The organism is uncultured Sphingomonas sp., from assembly GCF_964250165.1.
GTDB lineage: Bacteria > Pseudomonadota > Alphaproteobacteria > Sphingomonadales > Sphingomonadaceae > Sphingomonas.
Genome location: NZ_CAXUEK010000030.1, coordinates 1 through 20,148 on the forward strand (window position 1 = coordinate 1; position 20,148 = coordinate 20,148).

The 20,148-nt window shown below is 69.7% G+C and carries 13 protein-coding genes; 8 read left to right on the forward strand and 5 right to left on the reverse strand.

Annotated features, from left to right (window positions below; genetic code table 11):
• From ACFE64_RS08135 to ACFE64_RS08145, 3 genes are all read right to left on the reverse strand, one after another.
• The coding region (locus ACFE64_RS08135) for a TCP-1/cpn60 chaperonin family protein (RefSeq protein WP_375391960.1) at positions 1 to 337 on the reverse strand (337 nt) is incomplete at its 3' end.
• Between the two features lie 52 nt (positions 338 to 389).
• Positions 390 to 680: a co-chaperone GroES gene (gene groES / locus ACFE64_RS08140; protein ID WP_375391961.1), complete on the reverse strand. Its 291-nt coding sequence runs from the start codon at positions 678 to 680 to the stop codon at positions 390 to 392.
• A 349-nt stretch (positions 681 to 1,029) separates the two neighbouring features.
• Positions 1,030 to 2,436 (reverse strand): MATE family efflux transporter, encoded by a 1,407-nt coding sequence (locus ACFE64_RS08145; RefSeq protein ID WP_375391962.1) that lies wholly within the window; start codon positions 2,434 to 2,436, stop codon positions 1,030 to 1,032.
• Positions 2,437 to 2,534: 98 nt separating this feature from the next.
• Between ACFE64_RS08145 and ACFE64_RS08150 the strand changes: the two genes are divergently transcribed.
• Positions 2,535 to 2,939: a cupin domain-containing protein gene (locus ACFE64_RS08150; RefSeq protein ID WP_375391963.1), complete on the forward strand. Its 405-nt coding sequence runs from the start codon at positions 2,535 to 2,537 to the stop codon at positions 2,937 to 2,939.
• 21 nt (positions 2,940 to 2,960) lie between these two features.
• On the opposite strand, the gene ACFE64_RS08155 is transcribed toward ACFE64_RS08150, so the two are convergent.
• Entirely contained in the window at positions 2,961 to 3,791 is an 831-nt protein-coding gene (locus tag ACFE64_RS08155) for a class I mannose-6-phosphate isomerase (RefSeq protein WP_375391964.1), read from the reverse strand.
• 101 nt (positions 3,792 to 3,892) lie between these two features.
• On the opposite strand from ACFE64_RS08155, the gene ACFE64_RS08160 reads away from it, so the two are divergent.
• The 7 genes from ACFE64_RS08160 (at position 3,893) to ACFE64_RS08190 (ending at position 17,757) form a co-directional block, all read left to right on the forward strand.
• Entirely contained in the window at positions 3,893 to 4,900 is a 1,008-nt protein-coding gene (locus ACFE64_RS08160; protein ID WP_375391965.1) for an outer membrane protein assembly factor BamD, read from the forward strand.
• A gap of 44 nt (positions 4,901 to 4,944) precedes the next feature.
• The gene (gene recN / locus ACFE64_RS08165) at positions 4,945 to 6,609 is read left to right on the forward strand and encodes a DNA repair protein RecN (protein ID WP_375391966.1); all 1,665 of its coding nucleotides are present in this window, start codon (positions 4,945 to 4,947) and stop codon (positions 6,607 to 6,609) included.
• A 141-nt stretch (positions 6,610 to 6,750) separates the two neighbouring features.
• On the forward strand, positions 6,751 to 7,074 hold the full coding sequence (locus tag ACFE64_RS08170) for a hypothetical protein (RefSeq protein ID WP_375391967.1): 324 nt from the start codon (positions 6,751 to 6,753) through the stop codon (positions 7,072 to 7,074).
• A 20-nt stretch (positions 7,075 to 7,094) separates the two neighbouring features.
• Positions 7,095 to 9,239 carry an NAD-dependent DNA ligase LigA gene (ligA, locus tag ACFE64_RS08175; RefSeq protein WP_375391968.1) on the forward strand — a complete coding sequence of 715 codons (2,145 nt, stop codon included), beginning with the start codon at positions 7,095 to 7,097 and terminating at the stop codon, positions 9,237 to 9,239.
• Between the two features lie 137 nt (positions 9,240 to 9,376).
• Positions 9,377 to 10,900 carry an ATPase domain-containing protein gene (locus ACFE64_RS08180; RefSeq protein WP_375391969.1) on the forward strand — a complete coding sequence of 508 codons (1,524 nt, stop codon included), beginning with the start codon at positions 9,377 to 9,379 and terminating at the stop codon, positions 10,898 to 10,900.
• Positions 10,901 to 11,241: 341 nt separating this feature from the next.
• Positions 11,242 to 14,112, forward strand: coding sequence for a PAS domain-containing protein (locus tag ACFE64_RS08185; protein ID WP_375391970.1), 2,871 nt, complete (start codon positions 11,242 to 11,244; stop codon positions 14,110 to 14,112).
• Between the two features lie 336 nt (positions 14,113 to 14,448).
• Entirely contained in the window at positions 14,449 to 17,757 is a 3,309-nt protein-coding gene (locus ACFE64_RS08190; RefSeq protein ID WP_375391971.1) for a carboxypeptidase regulatory-like domain-containing protein, read from the forward strand.
• Between the two features lie 61 nt (positions 17,758 to 17,818).
• On the opposite strand, the gene ACFE64_RS08195 is transcribed toward ACFE64_RS08190, so the two are convergent.
• Positions 17,819 to 20,131, reverse strand: a complete 2,313-nt coding sequence (locus ACFE64_RS08195) for a TonB-dependent receptor (protein ID WP_375391972.1) — start codon at positions 20,129 to 20,131, stop codon at positions 17,819 to 17,821.
• Positions 20,132 to 20,148 lie beyond the last annotated feature (17 nt).

A 20,148-nucleotide genomic window follows, 5' to 3' on the forward strand; every position in this document is an offset into this window, starting at 1 on the left:
GGTTCATGCCCGCGGCCACCGACTTCATGCCCTCGCGGACGATCGCCTGGGCGAGCACGGTCGCGGTGGTGGTGCCGTCGCCGGCATTGTCGTTGGTCTTCGAGGCCACCTCGCGCAGCATCTGCGCGCCCATGTTCTCGAACTTGTCCTTGAGCTCGATCTCCTTGGCGACGGTGACGCCGTCCTTGGTGATGCGCGGCGCGCCGAAGCTCTTGTCGATCACGACGTTGCGGCCCTTGGGGCCCAGCGTCACCTTCACCGCGTCGGCGAGGATATCGACGCCGCGCAGGATGCGCTCACGGGCGTCGCGGCTGAATTTCACGTCCTTGGCTGCCATGTCGGCTACCCTTTCAAAACTGGAAGTTGAGGGAAAGTTGAGGCGAAATCACTCAGCCGACGATGCCGAGGATGTCGCTTTCCTTCATGATGAGCAGGTCTTCGCCGTCGAGCTTGACCTCGGTGCCGGACCACTTGCCGAACAGGATGCGGTCACCCGCCTTGACGTCGAGCGGGGTGATCGTCCCGTCCTTCTCGCTCTTCAGGCCGCTGCCGGCGGCGACGACCTCGCCCTCCTGCGGCTTTTCCTTGGCGGTATCGGGGATGATGATCCCCCCGGCCGTCTTCTCCTCTGCCTCGACGCGGCGAACGAGAACGCGGTCGTGCAACGGACGAAAGTTCATGTGCACTGTCCCTCATGCTGTATAGTGAACGGGTCTGGCACTCCCACGCGGGGAGTGCCAACGCCCGCCATATGTGACCTGTCGCGAGGTCCGTCAATGGCCTTGGCCCGCCAAATATTGGCAGCGCGCGTCCGCCGCGCCGCGCCTCCGGCTCACTCCGCACGTACCACAGCACGAGGGGAACTGCCGGCGACGTCACCGTGCTGCCGCGCACGGGCGGCACCCAGGCCTAGGATCTCGCCCCCGCCGGCGTCGGCGCGCACTACAAGTGGAAGGCGGAACTCGTGCGGAGGCGGCGCGCGTCGTCGATGCGCCCCATGCCGGTTACGGCGAGGACTGGCGGCCGAGCCTATGGCGCGGGCAGCAGCCCCAGCCGCTCGCGCCGCGACCAGCGCCGGAGCAGCAGCGCCGTGACCACGGCCAGCCCCAGCACGAAGCCGAGCCACACCCCCACCGCGCCCCACCGCAGGCGGAAGGCGAACAGCACGCAGGCGCCCAAGCCGACGACCCAATAGCCGACCAGCGCGATCAGCATCGGCGCGCGCGTGTCCTGCAGCCCGCGCAGGATGCCTTGCCCGACCGCCTGCGCGCCGTCCAACAGCTGGAAGGCGGCGGCGACGGTGAGCAGCCGGACGGTGAGCGCCACCACCGGCGCGTTGGCGGGATCGGCGAGATCGAGATAGCCGCCGATCAGGAAGCGCGGCACGCTCCAGATCACGCTCGCGGTCAGCGCCATCAGGCCGATCCCCGTCGCCAGCGCCACGGCGCCCGCTCGGCCGATCCCGCGCCGGTCGCCTGCGCCATAGGCCAGGCCGACGCGGATCGTCGCCGCCTGCGCGACGCCGAACGGGAGCTGGAAGGCGATCGACGCGATGTTGATCGCGACGCCGTGCGCGGCGATCGCGTCGACGCCGATCAGCCCCATCAACAGGCTGGCGCCGCCGAACAGCCCGCCTTCGAAGGTGACGGCGAGCGCGATCGGGTAGCCCAGCCGCGCGATGTCGCCCAGCCGGCGCCATTCGGGTCGCCACCAGCGGCCGAACAGCCGATAGCGGCGCAGCCGCCGGTCGAACGACAGGATCAGCGCATAGGCGATCGTCGTCGTCGTCACCGTCGCGACGCTCGCGATCGCCGAACCTTCCAGCCCCAGCGCGGGGAAGCCGCCATGGCCGAATACCAGCAGCCAGTTGCCCAGCGCCCCGACGCCGACCGCCAGCGCGGTCACCACCATGGTCCAGCCCGGCCGCCCCAGCGCGGCGGCGGTGAAGCGCATCGCGCCGCCCAGCAACGCCGGCAGCGCGGCGAACAGCAGGATGTGGAGGAACGCGCCGGACCGCGCCGCCACCGCCGGGTCCTGCCCCGCCAGCCGCAGCACCGCCGCGCCGTTGGCAAGCAGCAGCATCATCGGCACGCTGACGGCGGCGCCGAGCCAAAGCGCCATGCGGAAGGTGCGCCGCACCTCGCGCACCGCATGCGCGCGGGCGCCCCGCTCGGCGGCGATGATCGGCTGCAACGCGCCGACCATCGACACCGTCGACCACATCAGCAGGCTGAACAGGAACACGCCCAGCGTGGCGGCGGCGAACTCGACGGTGCCGAGCCGCGCCACGAAGATGACGTCGATCGCATAGACCGCCATCTGCAGCAGGTTCGCCCCGACGATCGGCGCGGCGAGCCGGACGAGCGCCCGGAACTCCTGGCGCGCGGTGGCGGCAGCCGGGCCGGCGGGCGGCGTCGGGGCGCCGTGCGCAGCCATGGGGCGGCATGTAGCGGGTAACGGCTTTTCCGTCACCCCGGCCGGGAGCAGCCGTCGCTCAAGCGCGTTGGCGGCGCCAACATGCGAAGGTAAGCAAGATGGATATCACGCGCGCCGGATCACGCCCGTCCCAGCCCGGTCCCGCCGACTGGTTCACCGGCCGCGTCCGCATCGATCCGCTGTTCGCTGCGCCCGCCCCGGCGCGGGTGGCGGGCGCAAGCGTCACGTTCGAGCCCGGCGCGCGCACGGCCTGGCACACCCACCCGCTTGGCCAGACGCTGATCGTCACCGCCGGGCGCGGCTGGATCCAGCACGACGGCGGGCCGGTCGAAACGATCCGGCCCGGCGACGTCGTGTGGTTCGCGCCGGGCGAGCGGCACTGGCACGGTGCCACCGCCACCACCGGCATGACGCACCTCGCCGTCCAGGAACAGCTGGACGGCAAGGCGGTCGACTGGCTGGAGCAGGTCAGCGAGGAGGAATATCGCGGACCGGACATTTGATCCTCCCGTTCAAGGGAGGAGTTAGAGCACCATCCGTTCCGCGCCCGGATAGGCGAACAGCAGGTCGGCGTCGGCGCTCGCCGTCACCGTCTCCTCCCCCGTCACCGTCACGCATTGACCGGCCCGCCAGGCGACGCCGGCGACCTCGCCCGAGCCCTTGATCGGCACCAGCCAGCCGGTCTTGCCCGCGGGTAGCTTCACCGGCCGCTCGCCGCCCGTCCAGCGTTCGAGCACGAACTTCGGCCCTTCGACCTGCAGGTGACGTCCGTCGCCGGCGTCCCCCGGCGACGCGATCGGCACATACGGCACCGGGTCGGCCACATCGATCCCGTCCTTCAGGTGCAGCTCGCGGTCGGAGCCGTAATCGTAGAGCCGGTAGGTCGTCTCCGAGTTCTGCTGGATTTCGATCACCGTCAGCCCGCCGCCGATCGCGTGGATGGTGTCGGATGCGCAGTAGAGGAAGTCGCCCGGCGTCACCGGCTTCCAGTCGAGCAGCCCTTCGATCGAGCCGTCCTCGGCGCCCTGCCGCAGCCGGTCCTTGTCGATCGGCGCCTTCGTGCCGAGCGCGATCGTCGAGTCCGGCTGCGCGGCGAGGATGTTCCAGCACTCGTCCTTGCCGCGCGGCAGCCCGCGCGCGCGCGCCTGCTCGTCATCGGGGTGGACCTGCACGGATAGCGGCTTGGACGTGAACAGATATTTGATCAGCAGGTCGGGCGTGGTGTCGCCCGGCTCCTGGAACCAGATCTCGCCGATCGGCTGCTGATCCTGCGGCTGGTCGTCGAAGCCCGGCCAGAGATCGTGCCGGCCCCAGGGCTTCTCGACGCGATGGGTCTGCAGCAGGGTGGCGGGCATGACGGCTCCTGTGGATCGGACGCCTGCGTAACGCCGCAGGCCGCCGCGCGCTCCACGCCGGGTCTGTTCCCGTTCATCGGGAGCCGCTAAGGCACGCGCCCATGCCTACCCGCCAGTCCCGCGCCCTCCTCCTCGCGCTCGCCGTCGCGCTCCCGCTCTCCGCCTGCGCGCGCCATCGCGCCAAGGGCGACCTGCCCTATGTCGCGCGCGACGTCGGCACGCTCTATTCCGCCGCGCGCCAGCGGCTCGACCAGGCCCGCTACAAGGAGGCGGCGCAGCTGTTCGACGAGGTCGAGCGCCAGCACCCCTATTCGGTGTGGGCGCGGCGTGCGCAGCTGATGAGCGCGTTCGCCTATTATCTCGACCACGACTACACCAACTCGATTCAGTCGGCGCAGCGCTTCATCTCCGTCCATCCCGGCAACCGCGACGCGGCCTATGCCTATTATCTGGTCGCGCTCGGCTATTACGAGCAGATCCAGGACGTGACGCGCGACCAGAAGATCACGCGCCAGGCGCTGGACGCGCTGGGCGAGCTGACGCGGCGCTACCCGACCAGCCGCTACGCGTCCGACGCGCGGCTCAAGATCGACCTGGTCAACGATCACCTCGCCGGCAAGGAGATGGAGGTCGGCCGCTTCTACGAGCGGCGCGGCCAGTGGCTGGCGGCCTCCATGCGCTTCCGCGCCGTGATCGACGGCTACCAGACGACGACCCACACGCCCGAGGCGCTGATGCGGCTGACCGAATGCTACCAGGCGCTCGGGGTGACCGAGGAGGCGAAGAAGGCGGCGGCGGTGCTGGGCCGCAACTATCCCGGCACGTCCTGGTACGACCATGCCTACAAGCTGATGCAGGAGCACCCGGCGCAGGCGCTGCCGGCGGTCCCGCGCGGCGAGCAGCCGGTGCCGCTCGGCACGCCCGGTGCCAAGGCGCAGTCGCTGCCCGGCGATTCGGGCACGGCCAAGATCAAGCCGGGCGGCACGGTGACGCCCGCGCCGGCCGCGACCGACCCAGACCCGACGACGGCGCCGACCACCGCGACGCCCGCGCCGGCGGGACCGGCAACGACCACCCCGGCGAACACGGGGCCGACGACAGGCGGCTGAACCCGCCCTCTCCCGGTCGACGCCCGCGGGCGCTATAGCGCGCCATGCTGAGCGCGCTTTCCATCCGCGACGTGGTGCTGATCGAGGCGCTGGACCTCGGTTTCGCCGGCGGGCTGGGCGTGCTCACCGGCGAGACCGGCGCGGGCAAGTCGATCCTGCTCGACGCGCTGGGGCTGGCGCTCGGCGCGCGCGGCGACAGCGCGCTGGTGCGCCACGGCGCCGGCCAGGCGGTGGTCACCGCCACCTTCGACGCGCCGGCGGTCGACAGCGCGCTCGCGGCGCTGCTCGCGGAGAACGGGCTGGAGATCGAGCCGGGCGAGCCGCTGATCGTGCGCCGCATCGTCAAGGCGGACGGCGGCAGCCGCGGGTTCGTCAACGACCAGCCCGCGTCGGCGGCCTTGTTGCGGCAATTGGGCACCCATCTGGTCGAGGTCCACGGCCAGCACGACGATCGCGGCCTGCTCGCCCCCGCCGGACACCGCGCGCTGCTCGACAGCTTCGGGCGGATCGACTCCCGCACGACGGCGCAGGCATGGGCGACGTGGCGCGCGGCCGAGGGCGCACTGGCGGCGGCGCGCGCCGAGATCGCGACCGCGGCGGCGGATCGCGACTGGCTGGACCATGCGGTCGGCGAGCTGACCGCGCTCGCGCCCGAGCCGGGCGAGGAGGAGACGCTCGCCGACAGACGCCGGCTGATGCAGCGCGCCGAGAAGGCGGCCGACGATCTCCACACCGTCGAGTCGCACCTGGAGGGCGCGGACGGCGCGCTCTCGCGGCTGCGCCAGGCGGCGCGCGTGCTGGAGCGGATCGCGGGCGACCACCCGGCGCTCGCCGACGCGCTGGCGGCGATCGACCGCGCGGTGATCGAGGGCGGCGTCGCCGAGGAGCGGCTGCGCGAAGCGGCGGACGCGCTCCGCTTCGATGCGCGCGCGCAGGAGGAGGACGAGGCGCGGCTGTTCGAGCTCCGCGCCATGGCCCGCAAGCATCGCGTGCAGCCCGACGATCTCGCGGCGCTCGCCGACGAGCTGGCGACCAGGCTGGCGCGGCTGGAAGCGGGCGAAGGCGGTGTGGCGGCGCTGGCGGCCGAGGTATCGCTGGCGCGCGACCGCTACCTCGACGCCGCCGACGAGCTGTCGGCCGCGCGCGACGCGGCGGCGACACGCCTCGATGCCGCGGTGGCGGGCGAGCTCGCGCCGCTCAAGCTCGACGCGGCGCGTTTCCGCACCGCCGTGACGCCGCTCGGCGAGGAGGGCTGGTCCGCGGCGGGCCGCGACCGGATCGAGTTCGAGGTCGCGACCAACCCCGGCGCGCCGTTCGGCCCGCTCGTCCGGATCGCCTCGGGCGGCGAGCTGTCGCGCTTCGTGCTCGCCCTCAAGGTCGCGCTTGCGGGCGAAGGCTCGGCGGCGACGATGGTGTTCGACGAGATCGACCGCGGCGTCGGCGGCGCGGTGGCGTCGGCGATCGGCGAGCGCCTGCAGCGGCTGGCGGCGGGCGGGCAGCTGCTGGTCGTCACCCACAGCCCGCAGGTGGCGGCGCGCGGCGCGCAGCACCTCCTGATTGCCAAGAGCCACGACGGCACCGTCACCCGCACCGGCGTGCGCGCACTCGGCGAACAGGAGCGTCGCGAGGAGATCGCGCGCATGCTGTCCGGCGCGCAGGTGACGGACGAGGCAAGGGCACAGGCCGAGCGGCTGCTGGAGGCGGCGTAGGGTTGACGCGCCCCATCGCGGTCCTAATATTTCAGGCCTGTATCGCGCTCTTAGGCGGGCTCTCGACCCTCGGTGCCGAATCCCGCCGGGGGTCTTTTCTTGAAGGGTAATTATGAAGAAGGCGGCCCTTACAGCTTGGCCATGACGGCAGACGTATCCGATGTCGAGCTCACGCGGGGCCAGCGCCGGGAAGCGCGGATCGCGCTTGCCATGCTGCCGGTCGGCGGCTTGTTCCTGCTCGTGTCCGCGATCGCCTTTGTCGCCGTTATGGCCGGTGCGGTCGTCGCGCTCGCGATGGGCGGCTGGCCGTGGTCGCTGTTGCTCTGGTGCATCTTCGCGGCGGTCGTGGCGGCGTGGAATGCCCGCGCCGGGATCGAGATGATGAGCGCGTTCGACTGGCGGCCGCTGCCGCTGGCGCTGCTGCTCTCCGCCGCCGTCGTGACGGGTTGGCTGGCGCTGCCCTGAGCCGCTAAGCACACCGGCGCATGGACGCGCTGCCCGCCACTCCCGATGCCGCCGCGGCCGAGCTGGAGATGCTGGCCGGCACGATCGCGCGGCACAACGCGCTGTATCATGGTGAGGACGCGCCGGCGATCACCGACGCCGAGTATGACGCGCTGGTCGCGCGCAACCGGGCGATCGAGGCGGCCTATCCCGACCTGATCCGCCCCGACTCGCCGAGCCGGCAGGTCGGCGCCGCGCCCGCCGGGCACCTCGCCAAGGTCGCGCACGCCCGGCCGATGACCAGCCTCGACAACGCCTTTACGGACGCCGAGGTGGCGGAGTTCGTCGGGCGGGTGCGCCGGTTCCTGCGGCTCGGCGAGGACGATCCGGTCGCCGTGACCGCGGAGCCGAAGATCGACGGGCTGTCCTGTTCGCTGCGCTATGAGGGCGGCCGGCTGGTCCAGGCGCTCACCCGCGGCGACGGTGCGGTCGGCGAGGATGTGACCGCCAATGTCCTCACCATCGGCGACATCCCCAGGGCGCTCCCGGACAGTGCCCCCGCCTTGTTCGAGGTGCGCGGCGAGGTGTATATGGAGAAGGCGGCGTTCACCGCGCTGAACGCGCGCCTGCTCGCCGAGGGCGGCGAAGGCGCACGCCAGTTCGCCAACCCGCGCAATGCCGGCGCCGGCTCGCTGCGCCAGAAGGACGCCGGCGTCACCGCCAGCCGGCCGCTGCGCTTCCTCGCCTGGGGGTGGGGCGAGACCGACGGCATGCCCGCCGGCACCCATTCCGGGATGATGCACGCGCTCCGCGACTGGGGCTTCCCCGTCGCCGACGACCTGACGCTCTGCCCGGACATCGCCGCGGCGCTGGCGGTGTATCGCCACATCGAGGCGGAGCGCGCCGATCTGCCGTTCGATATCGACGGCGTCGTCTACAAGCTCGACCGGCTCGATTGGCAGGGGCGGCTGGGCGTCGTCGGGCGCGCCCCGCGCTGGGCGATCGCGCACAAGTTTCCGGCCCAGCGCGCGCAGACCACCCTAAACGCCATCGACGTCCAGGTCGGGCGCACCGGCAAGCTGACGCCGGTCGCGCGGCTGGCGCCGGTGACGGTCGGCGGCGTCGTCGTCACCAACGCGACGCTGCACAATGCCGACGAGATCGCGCGGCTTGGCGTGCGCCCGGGCGACCGCGTGCTGCTCCAGCGCGCCGGCGACGTGATCCCGCAGATCGTCGAGAACCTGACCCCCGACGCCGATCGCCCGGCCTGGGCCTTCCCCGATCATTGCCCCGCCTGCGGCAGCGAGGCGGTGGCCGAACCGGGCGAAGTCGACATCCGCTGCACCGGCGGCCTGATCTGCCCGGCACAGCGGCTGGAGCGGCTGCGGCACTTCGTCAGCCGCGGCGCGCTCGATATCGACGGGCTGGGCGAGAAGACGCTGGTCGAGCTGATCGGGCTGGGCTGGGTAGCCGAGCCCGCCGACCTGTTCCGGCTCGCCGCGCATCGCGACGACCTGGTCGCGCGCGAGGGTTGGCAGGCGAAATCGGTCGATGCGCTGCTCGCCGCGATCGCCGCCAAGCGCGCGCCCGACGCCGCGCGACTGCTGTTCGCACTCGGCATCCGCCATGTCGGCATCGTCACCGCGCGCGACCTGCTCAGGAGCTTCGTCACGCTGCCCGCGCTGCGCACGGCGGCGGAAGCGGTGCGCGGCGATGAGGCCGCGGCGGCCGACGCGCTGCACCAGTTCGAGCTGATCGACGGGGTCGGCTCCAGCGTGGTCGCCGCGCTGGGCGATTTCTTCCACGAGCCGCACAACCGCCGCGTGTGGGACGACCTGCTCGCCGAGGTGGCGCCGCCACCGTTCGCCGTCGAGACGCGCGCGTCGGAGGTGAACGGCCGGACCGTGGTGTTCACCGGCACGCTGGAGACGCTGAGCCGCGACGAGGCCAAGGCGCAGGCGGAGGCGCTGGGCGCGCGTGTCGCCGGCGCGGTGTCGGCCAGGACCGACCTGGTGGTGGCCGGTCCCGGCGCTGGGTCCAAGCTGAAGAAAGCCGCCGAGCTCGGCCTGCGCGTGGTCGACGAGGCGGGCTGGGCGGCGATCGTCGCGGCGAGCCGCCCCCCGCGCGACCCGACCCTCGCCCAGGACAAGGTCGAGGACCGAGCTGACGCTCGTCCCGAGACGTGAGTGCCCCAAGATGACCGGGCGATCGTGCCGGTAAGCTGGGCCACCGCCGGACCCCGACCGCGACAGACAGCCAGTCATGTCCGCTGGCAACAGGGTGCCGCTACATCTATGTCGCCGAACGACAAGGGGGAGCCGGCGTGACGACTACAACGACCGACCAGCGCGCCTTGGCCTTGACGGGTATATCGGGCTTGGACGACATCCTCGTGGGAGGGTTGACGCGCGAGCGCATCTACCTCGTGGAAGGAACGCCGGGAACCGGCAAGACCACGCTCGGGCTCGGCTTCCTGCTCAATGGCGCGACGGCCGGCGAGACCGGTATCTACTTCTCGCTCGCAGAGACGCGGGTCGAGCTGCTCGCGGTCGCCGAGAGCCACGGCTGGTCGCTCGCAGCGATCAACCTTGTCGAGATGCTGCCGGCCGACGGCCTCGGCGACGATCAGGAGCAGACCCTGCTGCACCCAAGCGAAGTCGAACTTGGCGAGACTGTCCGAGAGATCATGGCCAAGGTGGACGAGATCAGGCCGACGCGCGTCGTGATCGACAGCCTGTCCGAACTGCGCCTATTGTCACAGACCCCGGTCCGCTATCGTCGGCAGATACTGGCGCTGAAGCACTTCTTCGCCTCCCGCCAGTGCACGGTCCTGCTGCTCGACGACAAGAGCGCCAGCGAGAGCGATCTCCAGCTCCAAAGCATCGCGCACGGCGTGATCATGCTCGAGCAGACGCTGTCAGGGTTCGGCGCGCAACGGCGACGCGTCTATGTCGTGAAGATGCGCGGTGTCCGGTTCCGCGGCGGATATCACGACTTCGAGATCGAGCGGGGCGGCCTGCGCGTCTATCCCCGGCTGGTCGCGGCCGAGCATGGCGACAGTTACGACGACACCCCTCTATCGACGGGGTCGGATCATCTCGACAGCCTGCTCGGAGGGGGCCTGGTCCCCGGCACCGCGACATTGCTGTCGGGTCCGGCGGGGGTGGGAAAAACCACCGCCACCGTCCAGGCGATGGTTGCCGGGTTGAGGGCCGGCGCCAAGGCATCCTACTTCCTTTTCGACGAACGGCTGCCGACGCTTCTGAAGCGATCAACATCGCTGGGCATGGCGCTCGAGCCGTTCGTGGACGCCGGCATGCTGGCCATCCGCGCCATCGATCCCGCCGAACTGTCACCGGGTGCCTTCGTGGGCGCGGTTCGCGATGCGGTCGAGCGGTCCGGTGCGACCATCGTCGTGATCGACAGCCTCAATGCCTATCTCCATTCGATGCCGAACGAGCAGTTCCTCGTCCTGCAGATGCATGAACTGCTCAGCTATCTCGGCCAGAAGGGCGTCGTGACGATGCTGATCCTGGGGCTGCACGGCGTGACCGGGAACGTGCGGACCGAGGTGGACATCAGCTACCTGGCCGACACGGTCATGCAGCTTCGGTATTTCGAGGCGCAAGGCGAAGTCCGTCAGGCGATCTCCGTCATCAAGACGCGCACGACGAGGCACGAACGGACGATCCGCGAGTTCCAGATCACCGAGCAGGGCCTGCTCGTCGGGGAGACGCTGCGGGACGTCCACGGGGTACTGACCGGCGTTCCGACGTTCTCGGGGAGGGGATCGACCTTGATGCGGCGGGGCGAGGAGGCAGACGCGGCTCCGGCCGGCACGCGGTGACGGCGCGCCTGCTCATCCTGGCCCCGCGCGGGCGGGACGCCGAAGTCGCCATCGGCCTGTTCGACCGGAACGCGGTCGCCGCCGTCGCGTGCACCGACATCAACCATCTCCTCCACGAGATCGAGGTCGGTGCCGGAGCGGTCATGCTCACCGAGGAAGTCCTTGCCGACGAAGGCGCCGACGCGCTCGCCGACTGGATCGCGGATCAACCGACCTGGTCCGATCTGCCGTTCATCGTGCTGGCGAACGGTCACGGTGCGCGCCGGGGCGAGCGGGCGCTGCAGCGACTGCGCGCACTCGGCAACACCGTCCTGCTCGAACGGCCGTTGCATGCCGAGGCGATGCTGGGCGCGGTGCGGTCCGCGCTGAAGGCGCGTCTCAGACAATTCCAGGTGCGCGACTCGGTGGCGGAACTGCGCGAGAGCGAGAGCGAGCTGCGGTTCACGCTGAACGCCGGCCGCCTGGGCGCGTGGACACTCGACCTCACCAGCGGCGATCTGATCACGTCGGCGACATGCCGCGAGAATTTCGGCCGGGACCCCGGGGTCCCGTTTACCTACGAGCAGCTGCGCGACGCCGTGCATCCGGAGGACCGTGACCGGATGGCCGCTGCCGTCGAGCGCACCGTCGCCACCGGCGCGAACTATGACATCGAATACCGGTTGGTGACGCCCGCGGGCGAGTTACGCTGGGTGCAGATCAGGGCACGGCCTGTCGTCGGCGCGGACGGGCAGACCGTCCGCCTGACCGGCGTGTCGATCGACACCACCGACCGCAAGCGCGCCGAGATCCACGAGGCGTGCCTGGCCGAACTCGCCGACGCCATCCGCGACGTCCAGAGCCCCGGCGAACTGGCCTACGCGGCGGCCGCGATCCTGGGTCGGGCGCTGGCGGTAAGCCGCGTCGGGTATGCCACCATCGATCCGGTCGGCGAGACGCTTCACGTCGAGCGCGACTGGACGGCTCCCGGGGTCCGGTCGCGCGCCGGCACCCTGCGGCTGTGCGACTATGGTTCATTCCTCGACGACCTGAGGCGAGGCGACCTTGTCTCGATCGCCGATGCTCGGGCCGACGACCGCACCGCCCCCGCAGCCGGAGCGCTGGAAGCGCAAAGCGCGCGGTCCTTCGTCGCCGTGCCGGTGATCGAGCAGGGCAGGCTGGTGGCGGCCCTGTTCGTCGACAACGCCGACGTGCGCGACTGGACTGCCGAGGAGCAAGCGCTGATCCAGGAGGTCGGCGAGCGCACGCGCACCGCCGTCGAGCGCAGCCGCGTCGACGCTGCGCTGCGCGACAGCGAGACCCGCTACCGCACCCTGTTCGAGCGGGTCGAACAGGGGTTCTGCGTCATCGAGGTGCTGTTCGACGCGGATGGCCGTCCGGCCGACTACCGTTTCGAGGAGGTCAACCCCGCCTTCGAGGCCCAGACGGGGCTGGTCGACGCGGTGGGGCGACGGATCGGCGAGCTCGCGCCCAATCACGAGCAGCGCTGGTATGACATCTACGGAGCGGTCGCGCTCACCGGCGATCCGGTCCGTGGGGAGGAATATGCGGAGTCGTTGGGTCGGTGGTACGAGTACCATGCCTTTCGCGTCGGCACACCCGAGCAGCGCCGGGTCGCCGTGCTCTTCAACGACGTTTCGGAACGGAAATCGGCCGACGCGCGCATCCGCGAGATGAACGAGACGCTTGAGCGGCAGGTCGCCGAGCGCACCGACGAGATCCGCCGATTTCGCGACATCGTCGAGGCCACGACCTCCCCGATCTGCGCCTTCGATCGCGACTACCGCCTGATCGCATTCAACAAGGCCCATAATGACGAGTTCCGGCGCGTGAACGGCTTCGACACCAAGCTGGGCGACGTGTTCCCCGACCTGTTCATAGCGGAGCAGCAGCCCGTCATGCGCGCGCTCATGGCACGCGCGCTGTCGGGCGAGGCGTTCACGATCGCCGAGGAGTTCGGCCGGCCCGAGCTTGGGCAACCGTCCTGGGAGATCAGCTACACGCCGCTCCGCGACGCACACGGCACGATCATCGGCGCCTTCCATCTGGCGACCGACATATCGGAGCGGCTTCGCGGTGAGCAGGAACTGGCCCTCGCGCAGGAGGCGTTGCGCCAGTCCCAGAAGATGGAGGCGATGGGCAGCCTGACCGGCGGCGTCGCGCACGACTTCAACAATCTCCTGACGCCCATCGTCGGCTCGCTCGATCTGCTCCAGAGGAAGGGGCTGGGCAATGAGCGCGAGCGGCGGCTGATCGCTGGCGCCGTCCAGTCGGCCGAACGCGCGAAGACCCTGGTGCAGCGCCTTCTGGCCTTCGCGCGGCGCCAGCCGCTGCGAGCGACCGCGGTCGATCTCGCGCCGCTTGTGCACGGGATGGCGGACCTCGTGTCCAGCACCACCGGACCGCAGATCAGGGTGGTAGTCGACGCCGAGGACGACCTGCCGGCGGCGAAGGTCGATCCCAACCAGCTCGAAATGGCAATCCTGAACCTGGCGGTGAACGCGCGTGACGCGATGCCGGACGGCGGCACGCTGCGCATCTCGGTCAGCTCGCAAACCGTCGAGACGGGCAACGAGGCGGCCGTCGCGCCGGGCGGCTACCTTCGCCTGTCGGTCACCGACACCGGAATGGGGATGGACGAGGCGACGCTCAAACGGGCGATCGAGCCGTTCTTCTCGACCAAGGGCGTCGGCAAGGGCACCGGATTGGGCCTGTCGATGGCACACGGCCTGGCCTCGCAGCTGGGCGGTGCGCTGACGATCAGCAGTACCCCCGGCATCGGGACGGCGATCGACCTGTGGCTGCCCGAGAGCGTCGATCCCGTCTCCGCCGAGAACCGGACCGTGGACGAGGCCGCCGAGATCAGTCGCAGCGGCGTGGTGCTGCTGGTCGATGACGAGGAACTCGTCCGGCTCAGCACGGCGGACATGCTCGTCGAGCTCGGCTATTCCGTGGTCGAGGCCCGTTCCGGAGAGGAGGCGCTCGAACTCGTCGGGCGCGGTCTCGAGCCGGACCTGCTCGTCACCGACCATCTCATGCCCGGCATCTCGGGAACCGAACTCGCGCGCACGGTGCGGACCGACCTGCCGGATACCAGGGTGTTGATCGTTTCGGGTTACGCGGAGGCGGAAGGCATTGATCCGGACCTGCCACGGCTCACCAAGCCTTTCCGGAACGCCGACCTCGCCGAAAGCCTGGCTACGCTGACCTGACGACCCGGCGCCGCGTCCGTTCTCGAATTGCGGCCAGCCCCGTGCTCGCCTGGAGCCATCCGCGCCGCAACGGCCATTCCAGGCGCGTCCGGAACGCCGCCGACCGCAGGTGCCGCCGCGGCTGTTACGAAGGCGAGCCGGGTCAGGGCCGTAGCGTGCGATCGCGCCCTTGATCCGGCCGCGCCGGTGAGGTTTTTTTGCAACGCATCATTAAGACTTGCCCTGAGCGCCGCCTGAACGCTGGCCGCTGTCATTGAAGCGACATAAAAGCGGGGCAGGACCGCGACGACGGCAGCGGCTGCATCAGCTCAATCGCTCTCAAGGGTGGGAAACATCATGCGTTTGCAATATCTTCTCGGCGCGGCCGCGGCTGCGCTCGTGATTCCCATGGCGGTGTCCGCCCAGGAGACGACCTCGTCGATTCGCGGCGTGGTGACGAGCGGCGGCGCGCCCGTCGCCGGCGCCGCGGTGACGGCGACCGACGTCAACTCCGGCACCAAGTCGCAGACCACCACCGACACGAGCGGCGGCTTCACCCTGCCCGGCCTGCGTCCCGGCGGCCCCTACACGGTCAACGTCACCAGCCCCCAGGGCAACAAGAGCGTGACCGACGTCTACACCGTGGTGCAGCAGTCCTTCAACTTGCCGGTCGACCTCGCCGCGGCGGACGATACCGCAGCGGGCGGACAGGAAGTGGTCGTGACCGCCACCGCGATCCGCGGCGCCGGCGTCATCTCCGCGGGTCCGTCGACCGTGCTGACGCAGAAGGACATCAGCAAGGTCGCGTCCGTGAACCGGGACATCCGCGACATCGAGCGCCGCGATCCGTTCGCCAGCCTCGACCTGTCCAACTCGCGCGCGGTCAGCTTCGCCGGCGTCAACCCGCGCTACAACCATTTCACGATCAACGGCGTCACGGTCGGGGACACCTTCGGCCTCAATCCCGATGCCTCGCCGACCGGCCGCGGCCCGATTCCGTTCGACGCGATCGCGCAGGTCTCGGTCTCGATCGCGCCCTATGACTTCCGCCAGGGCGGCTTCCAGGGCGGCGCGATCGATACGGTGCTGCTGTCGGGCACCAACGATTTCCACGGCACCGGCTTCTACTCGGAGTCGACCGACTCCATTCAGGGCAAGCGCATCGGCAACAGCGCCGCCGGTGACCTCAGGGCCGTGCTGCCGAGCTATAACAGCAAGACCTATGGCGCGACGCTGCGCGGACCGCTGGTCAAGGACAAGCTGTTCTTCATGGTCTCGGCCGAGCGCAACACCGATCCGCGGCCGTTCGGCATCGCCAGCTTCGCCGGCATCCCCGGCGCGACGGCGGCGACCCCCGCGATCAACTCGGTGATCGCGAACGCCCAGACGCTGTACAACTACAATCCCGGCACCTTCCTGTCGCTGAACCCGCAGAAGGACGAGAAGATCGTCGGCCGCATCGACTGGAACATCGCCACCGGCCAGCGCCTCTCGATCTCCTATATCAACGCCTACGACTCGCTGGAGATTTCCCAGGGCACGTCGAGCTCCACGACCACGCCGGCCGTCGGTTACTCGTCGGATTATTACGCCACCACGGAGCTGCAGCGCGCCGGCATCGTCCAGCTCAACTCGGACTGGACCGACAACTTCTCGACCGAGGTGCGCGGCATCTATCGAAGCAACAAGCGCGGCCAGGCGTCGCTGCTCGGCACCGGCTTCGCGCAGTTCACCACCTGCCTCGACCCGACCAGCATCAACAGCGGCACCAACGGCATCACGAGCTGCACGGTCGGCCTGCCGCGGGTGGTCTACGGTCCAGACATCAGCCGTCAGACCAACACGTTGTTTACCGATACCTGGGACGGCTCGTTCCTGGCCCGCTACCGCGCCGGTGGGCACGAGGTGAAGCTGTTCGCCGAGCTGGCGGAAAACCGCACCACCAACAACTTCCTGCAGTACAGCGCCGGCGGCTATTATTTTGACTCGATCGCCGACTATAACGCCAAGAACGCCAACCAGCTGATCATCGCCGTGCCGCTCAACGGCCAGCCGGATGGCGCGGCAGCGTCATTCCATTACGACAACTGGACGTTCGGAATGCAGGACGACTGGAAGATCAACGACCAGCTGACCTTCACCTATGGTGTCCGTTACGACCTTTACGGCATGCGCAACGCGCCGGTGCTGAACCCGTATTTCCTCAGCCGCTACAACTTCCCGAACACCAAGACCTACAAGGGCCTGGACAACTTCCAGCCGCGCGCGAGCTTCAACTTCAAGGCGACGCCGCGGCTGACCGTGCGCGGCGGCGCGGGCGTGTTCGGCGGCGGCTCGCCCGACATCTACCTGTCCAACAGCTTCTCCAACACCATCCTGTCGAACCGCGTCACCTTCACGCGCGCGGCCAACGCTGCCGGGTGTACCGCCAGCCTCGGCACCGCGACGGCGGCGGTCTGCGCGGCGGCGCTGAACAACGTCAACGGCGCGGTGGTGAACCCGGTCGTGGCCTCGTTCGTCACCACCAACGCCACGGCACTGACCGGCAGCAACACCGGTGCGCTCGATCCCAATTTCCACCTGCCCTCGGTGCTGAAGGCGACGCTGTCCGCCGACTACAATATCTTCGGCTTCAACTTCGGCGCGGATTACATCCACACGGACACGATCCACGCGCTGGCGTTCACCGACATCCGCAAGCAGGTGGTCGGCACGCTGCCGGACGGACGGCCGCGCTATCTCGACCTGCTCGGCTTCACGGACTCCAACTATGACATCCTGCTGACCAACACGAGCCGGGGCTACGGCAACCTGTTCGACGTCCGCTTCGACAAGCGGTTCGACTTCGGCCTGTCGTTCGGCGGCGCCTATGCGTGGCAGAGCGTGAAGGACCTCGCCGCCGCCACCTCGTCGACGATCAGCTCCAACTACACCAACCAGGCCGTTGCCGATCCGAACTTCCCGGCCTTCGGCGATTCGAATGACGAGACGAAGTGGGCCTTCAAATACAATGTCGGCTTCGATCACGCCTTCTTCGGCGACTACCGCACCGTGGCTCAGCTGTTCGGCGAGACCCGCGCGGGCCGCAACTACAGCTTCACGATGTCGGACAACATTACTGCGAACAATTCGCCGGTGTTCGGCGTGTTGAACACCGCCAACTCCAATCGCTACCTGCTCTACGTGCCGGCGAGCGATACCGATCCGCGGGTAAGCTACGATTCGGTCGCGACCCAGCAGTCGCTCGATACGCTGATCAGCAATTCGAGCCTGAAGGACTATCGCGGCCAGATCGCCGGCCGAAACATCGCCCGTAGCCGCGCCTTCACCCGCATCGACCTGCACCTGGAGCAGGAGATCCCGACCTTTATCGGCAAGTCGCGCATCTCGCTGTTCGGCGATATCGAGAACCTGCCCAACCTGCTCAACCACAATTGGGGCGGCCTGCGGCAGCTCGGATTCCCCTACACCGGCGACGTGGTGCAGGTGCAGTGTCTGGCGGTCGCGACGCCGACCGGCGTTTCGGGCGCAGGCGTGCAGACCAACACCAGCGCACAGCCTTGCGCGCAGTATCGTTACAGCTCGTTCCGCCAACCGAGCGAGAATGCGATCAGCGTCAACAACTCGCTCTATCTGATCCGCGTCGGCGCGCGCTTCACCTTCTGAAGATCGCGCCGCCACCGGGCCAAAGGGGCCGCCGTTCCGATCGGGACGGCGGCCCTTTTCGTTACAGCGTCCAGTGCAGGTCCACCTGGAAGGTCCGCTGCGGAAAGGGATGGAAGAGGAAATAGCGGTCGTCATTGACGTTATCGACGCCGATGCCCAACGTCAGGTGGTCCGCCGCGCGGACCGTCGCGCGCAGGTCCACGACGAGGTATTGGTAGAAGCCCTGATAGGTGTTCCCGACGATGTCGGCGTTGTTGAGCGTGGCATAGTTGCGGCTGGAGTAGCGCGCGGCCGCGCTCAGCGCGACCGCATCGTCGGGGCGCCACGTCGCGACCGCCGTCGCCTTCCAGTGCGGGACCGTCGGCAGCAGCTTGCCGACCGCCGAAGGGAACGCCGGGTCCTGGCGCGTGGTCGCGTCGGCATAGGTCGCGCTGCCCGACAGGTCGATCCGGTCGACCGGGAAGTCGGTCCGCCGGAACGCCAGCTCGACGCCGCGGGCGCGGGTGCGGCCGATGTTCTGGACATAGGTGTAGGCGGTCGACGAGCCGGGCACGAGCAGCGCGGACTGGGAGATCAGCGCATCCTCGATCGATTCGTTGAAGAACGACAGCCGGACGCTGCCGTGCCGGTCCGCATTCTCCAGCGCCAATTCCTCCGACAGCGCGCGCTCGGGCCGCAGGTTGGGATCGGGCACGGTCAGGACGGTTCCGGTGGTGATCGCCTGATACAGCTCGCCGACGGTGGGGAAGCGATAGGCCTTGCCGAACGACAGCCGCGCCGTCCAGCCGGGCACGGGCGTGTAGGCGAGCGAGGCCTTGGGCGAGAAGCCCCTGGCGGTCCGCGCCGGCTGGCTGCGCGACAGCGCGGGCGCCAGCGCGTAGTTGAAGCCGTCATAGGCGCGCCACCATTCATAGCGGCCACCGACGGTCAGCCTGAGCGGCCCGGCGATCCGCAGTTCGTCCTGGACCCACAGCGCGGCGGTGCGGGTCTTGCCGCGCGATGCCTGGATGAGCGCGCCGTCGCCGCCGTGCCGCCAGTCCGCGGTCGCATAGCCGTTGCTGTTGACCTCGAAGCGGTCGTAATGCGCGCCCGCGCTCAGCGTGCTGGTGGCGGCGGCGTCCGACCGCCAGGCGCCCTTGGCATCCAGCGTCCGCCAGCCGGTGCCGTCGAGCCGCGTGATCGTTCCCGCCCCGCCCGCGAACGCCGCGGGCAGCGCGCCGCTGGGCTGGCGCTGAACGTCGTGCGCGAAGTCGTAGAGGCTGCCGATCACCTGCCAGTCCACGCGCGCGCCGCTGCCGGTCACCGACAGCGCGTGCGACCAGTGCCGCTCGTCGTAGCGATAGAGGCCGCCGTCGAACGCCCCGGGCGCGAGCGTATAGGCGCGCCCGTCGATGACCAGCGGCGCCGCCGGCCCGGTCGGGGAGACATAGAGCGGCTGCCCCGCGGCCGTGCCGGTCAGATAGGTCTCGACCGTGCCGTCGGTGGCGTTGAGGAATAGCCCGCCGACATAGGCCAGCCGGATGCCGGCCGCGACGTCCAGTGCGGCCTTCAACTTGACGTTGTCCTGCCGCTGGCCGGCGAAGCCCGTCGCGCCGAGCACGCGGATCGGCTGGCCCAGGCGGTTGACGTCGTCGAAGCCGCCGGTGGCGGGCACCCCGGCCGCGGCGGCCGCCGCCGGGCGAGGCGCGGTGACGTAGCTTTCCGGCTGGCTCCTGCTGTCGGTGTGGGTGACGCTGGCGAACAGCGCGAGCGGGCCGAGCCGGTCGCCCAGCGTCGCGCCGACCTGATAGGCCGGCAGCGTCCGCCGGGTCGCATATTGGTCGAACGTCCCGACGCTCGTGCCCGCCGCGACGGTCGCTTCCAGCCGGTCGGGCAATCGGGTGGTGATGTTGACCACCGCGCCGATCGAATTGCCGGCATAAGCCGCCGAGAAGGGACCGTAGAGCACGTCGATCCGCGCGATCTCCTCCGGGCTGACCAGGCTCCAGCGCGGGCTGGCGAGCGTGTTGTTGTTGCCGATCAGCGAGGAGAGCAACGCGCCGTCGGCATAGATCAGGCTGCGCGCGCTGGCGCCGAGGCCGGAGGTGCGCGTCGCCAGCGGTGCCTGGGTGTCGCCGATATGGCGCTTGCGGACGATCAGGCTGGGCAGGTATTTCAACGTGTCCTCGACGTTCACGGCGTTGATCGTCGTCGCGATCTGATCCGCGGTGACGACCGCGCGGGATGACGGCGCGTTCTCGATCGTCTGGGTCTGCTTCTGCGCGACGACGAGGATGTCGGGCTTCTGCTTGGCATCGTCCTCGGCGCGGGCAGGTGCCGCGATCACGAGGACGGACAGGGACGCGCAACCGAGCGCCCAGGGCAGCGGTGACATGGGTGATCCTTCGAACT

Excerpts from the sequence above, each read along its gene's own strand:
- ACFE64_RS08185 (WP_375391970.1), top strand. The coding sequence starts at position 11,242 with ATGCTGGGCGCGGTGCGGTCCGCGCTGAAGGCGCGTCTCAGACAATTC.
- ACFE64_RS08190 (WP_375391971.1), top strand. The coding sequence starts at position 14,449 with ATGCGTTTGCAATATCTTCTCGGCGCGGCCGCGGCTGCGCTCGTGATT.
- groES (WP_375391961.1), bottom strand. The coding sequence starts at position 680 with ATGAACTTTCGTCCGTTGCACGACCGCGTTCTCGTTCGCCGCGTCGAG.
- ACFE64_RS08170 (WP_375391967.1), top strand. The coding sequence starts at position 6,751 with ATGACGGCAGACGTATCCGATGTCGAGCTCACGCGGGGCCAGCGCCGG.
- ACFE64_RS08155 (WP_375391964.1), bottom strand. The coding sequence starts at position 3,791 with ATGCCCGCCACCCTGCTGCAGACCCATCGCGTCGAGAAGCCCTGGGGC.
- ACFE64_RS08145 (WP_375391962.1), bottom strand. The coding sequence starts at position 2,436 with ATGGCTGCGCACGGCGCCCCGACGCCGCCCGCCGGCCCGGCTGCCGCC.
- ligA (WP_375391968.1), top strand. The coding sequence starts at position 7,095 with ATGGACGCGCTGCCCGCCACTCCCGATGCCGCCGCGGCCGAGCTGGAG.
- ACFE64_RS08150 (WP_375391963.1), top strand. The coding sequence starts at position 2,535 with ATGGATATCACGCGCGCCGGATCACGCCCGTCCCAGCCCGGTCCCGCC.
- ACFE64_RS08160 (WP_375391965.1), top strand. The coding sequence starts at position 3,893 with ATGCCTACCCGCCAGTCCCGCGCCCTCCTCCTCGCGCTCGCCGTCGCG.
- ACFE64_RS08195 (WP_375391972.1), bottom strand. The coding sequence starts at position 20,131 with ATGTCACCGCTGCCCTGGGCGCTCGGTTGCGCGTCCCTGTCCGTCCTC.
- recN (WP_375391966.1), top strand. The coding sequence starts at position 4,945 with ATGCTGAGCGCGCTTTCCATCCGCGACGTGGTGCTGATCGAGGCGCTG.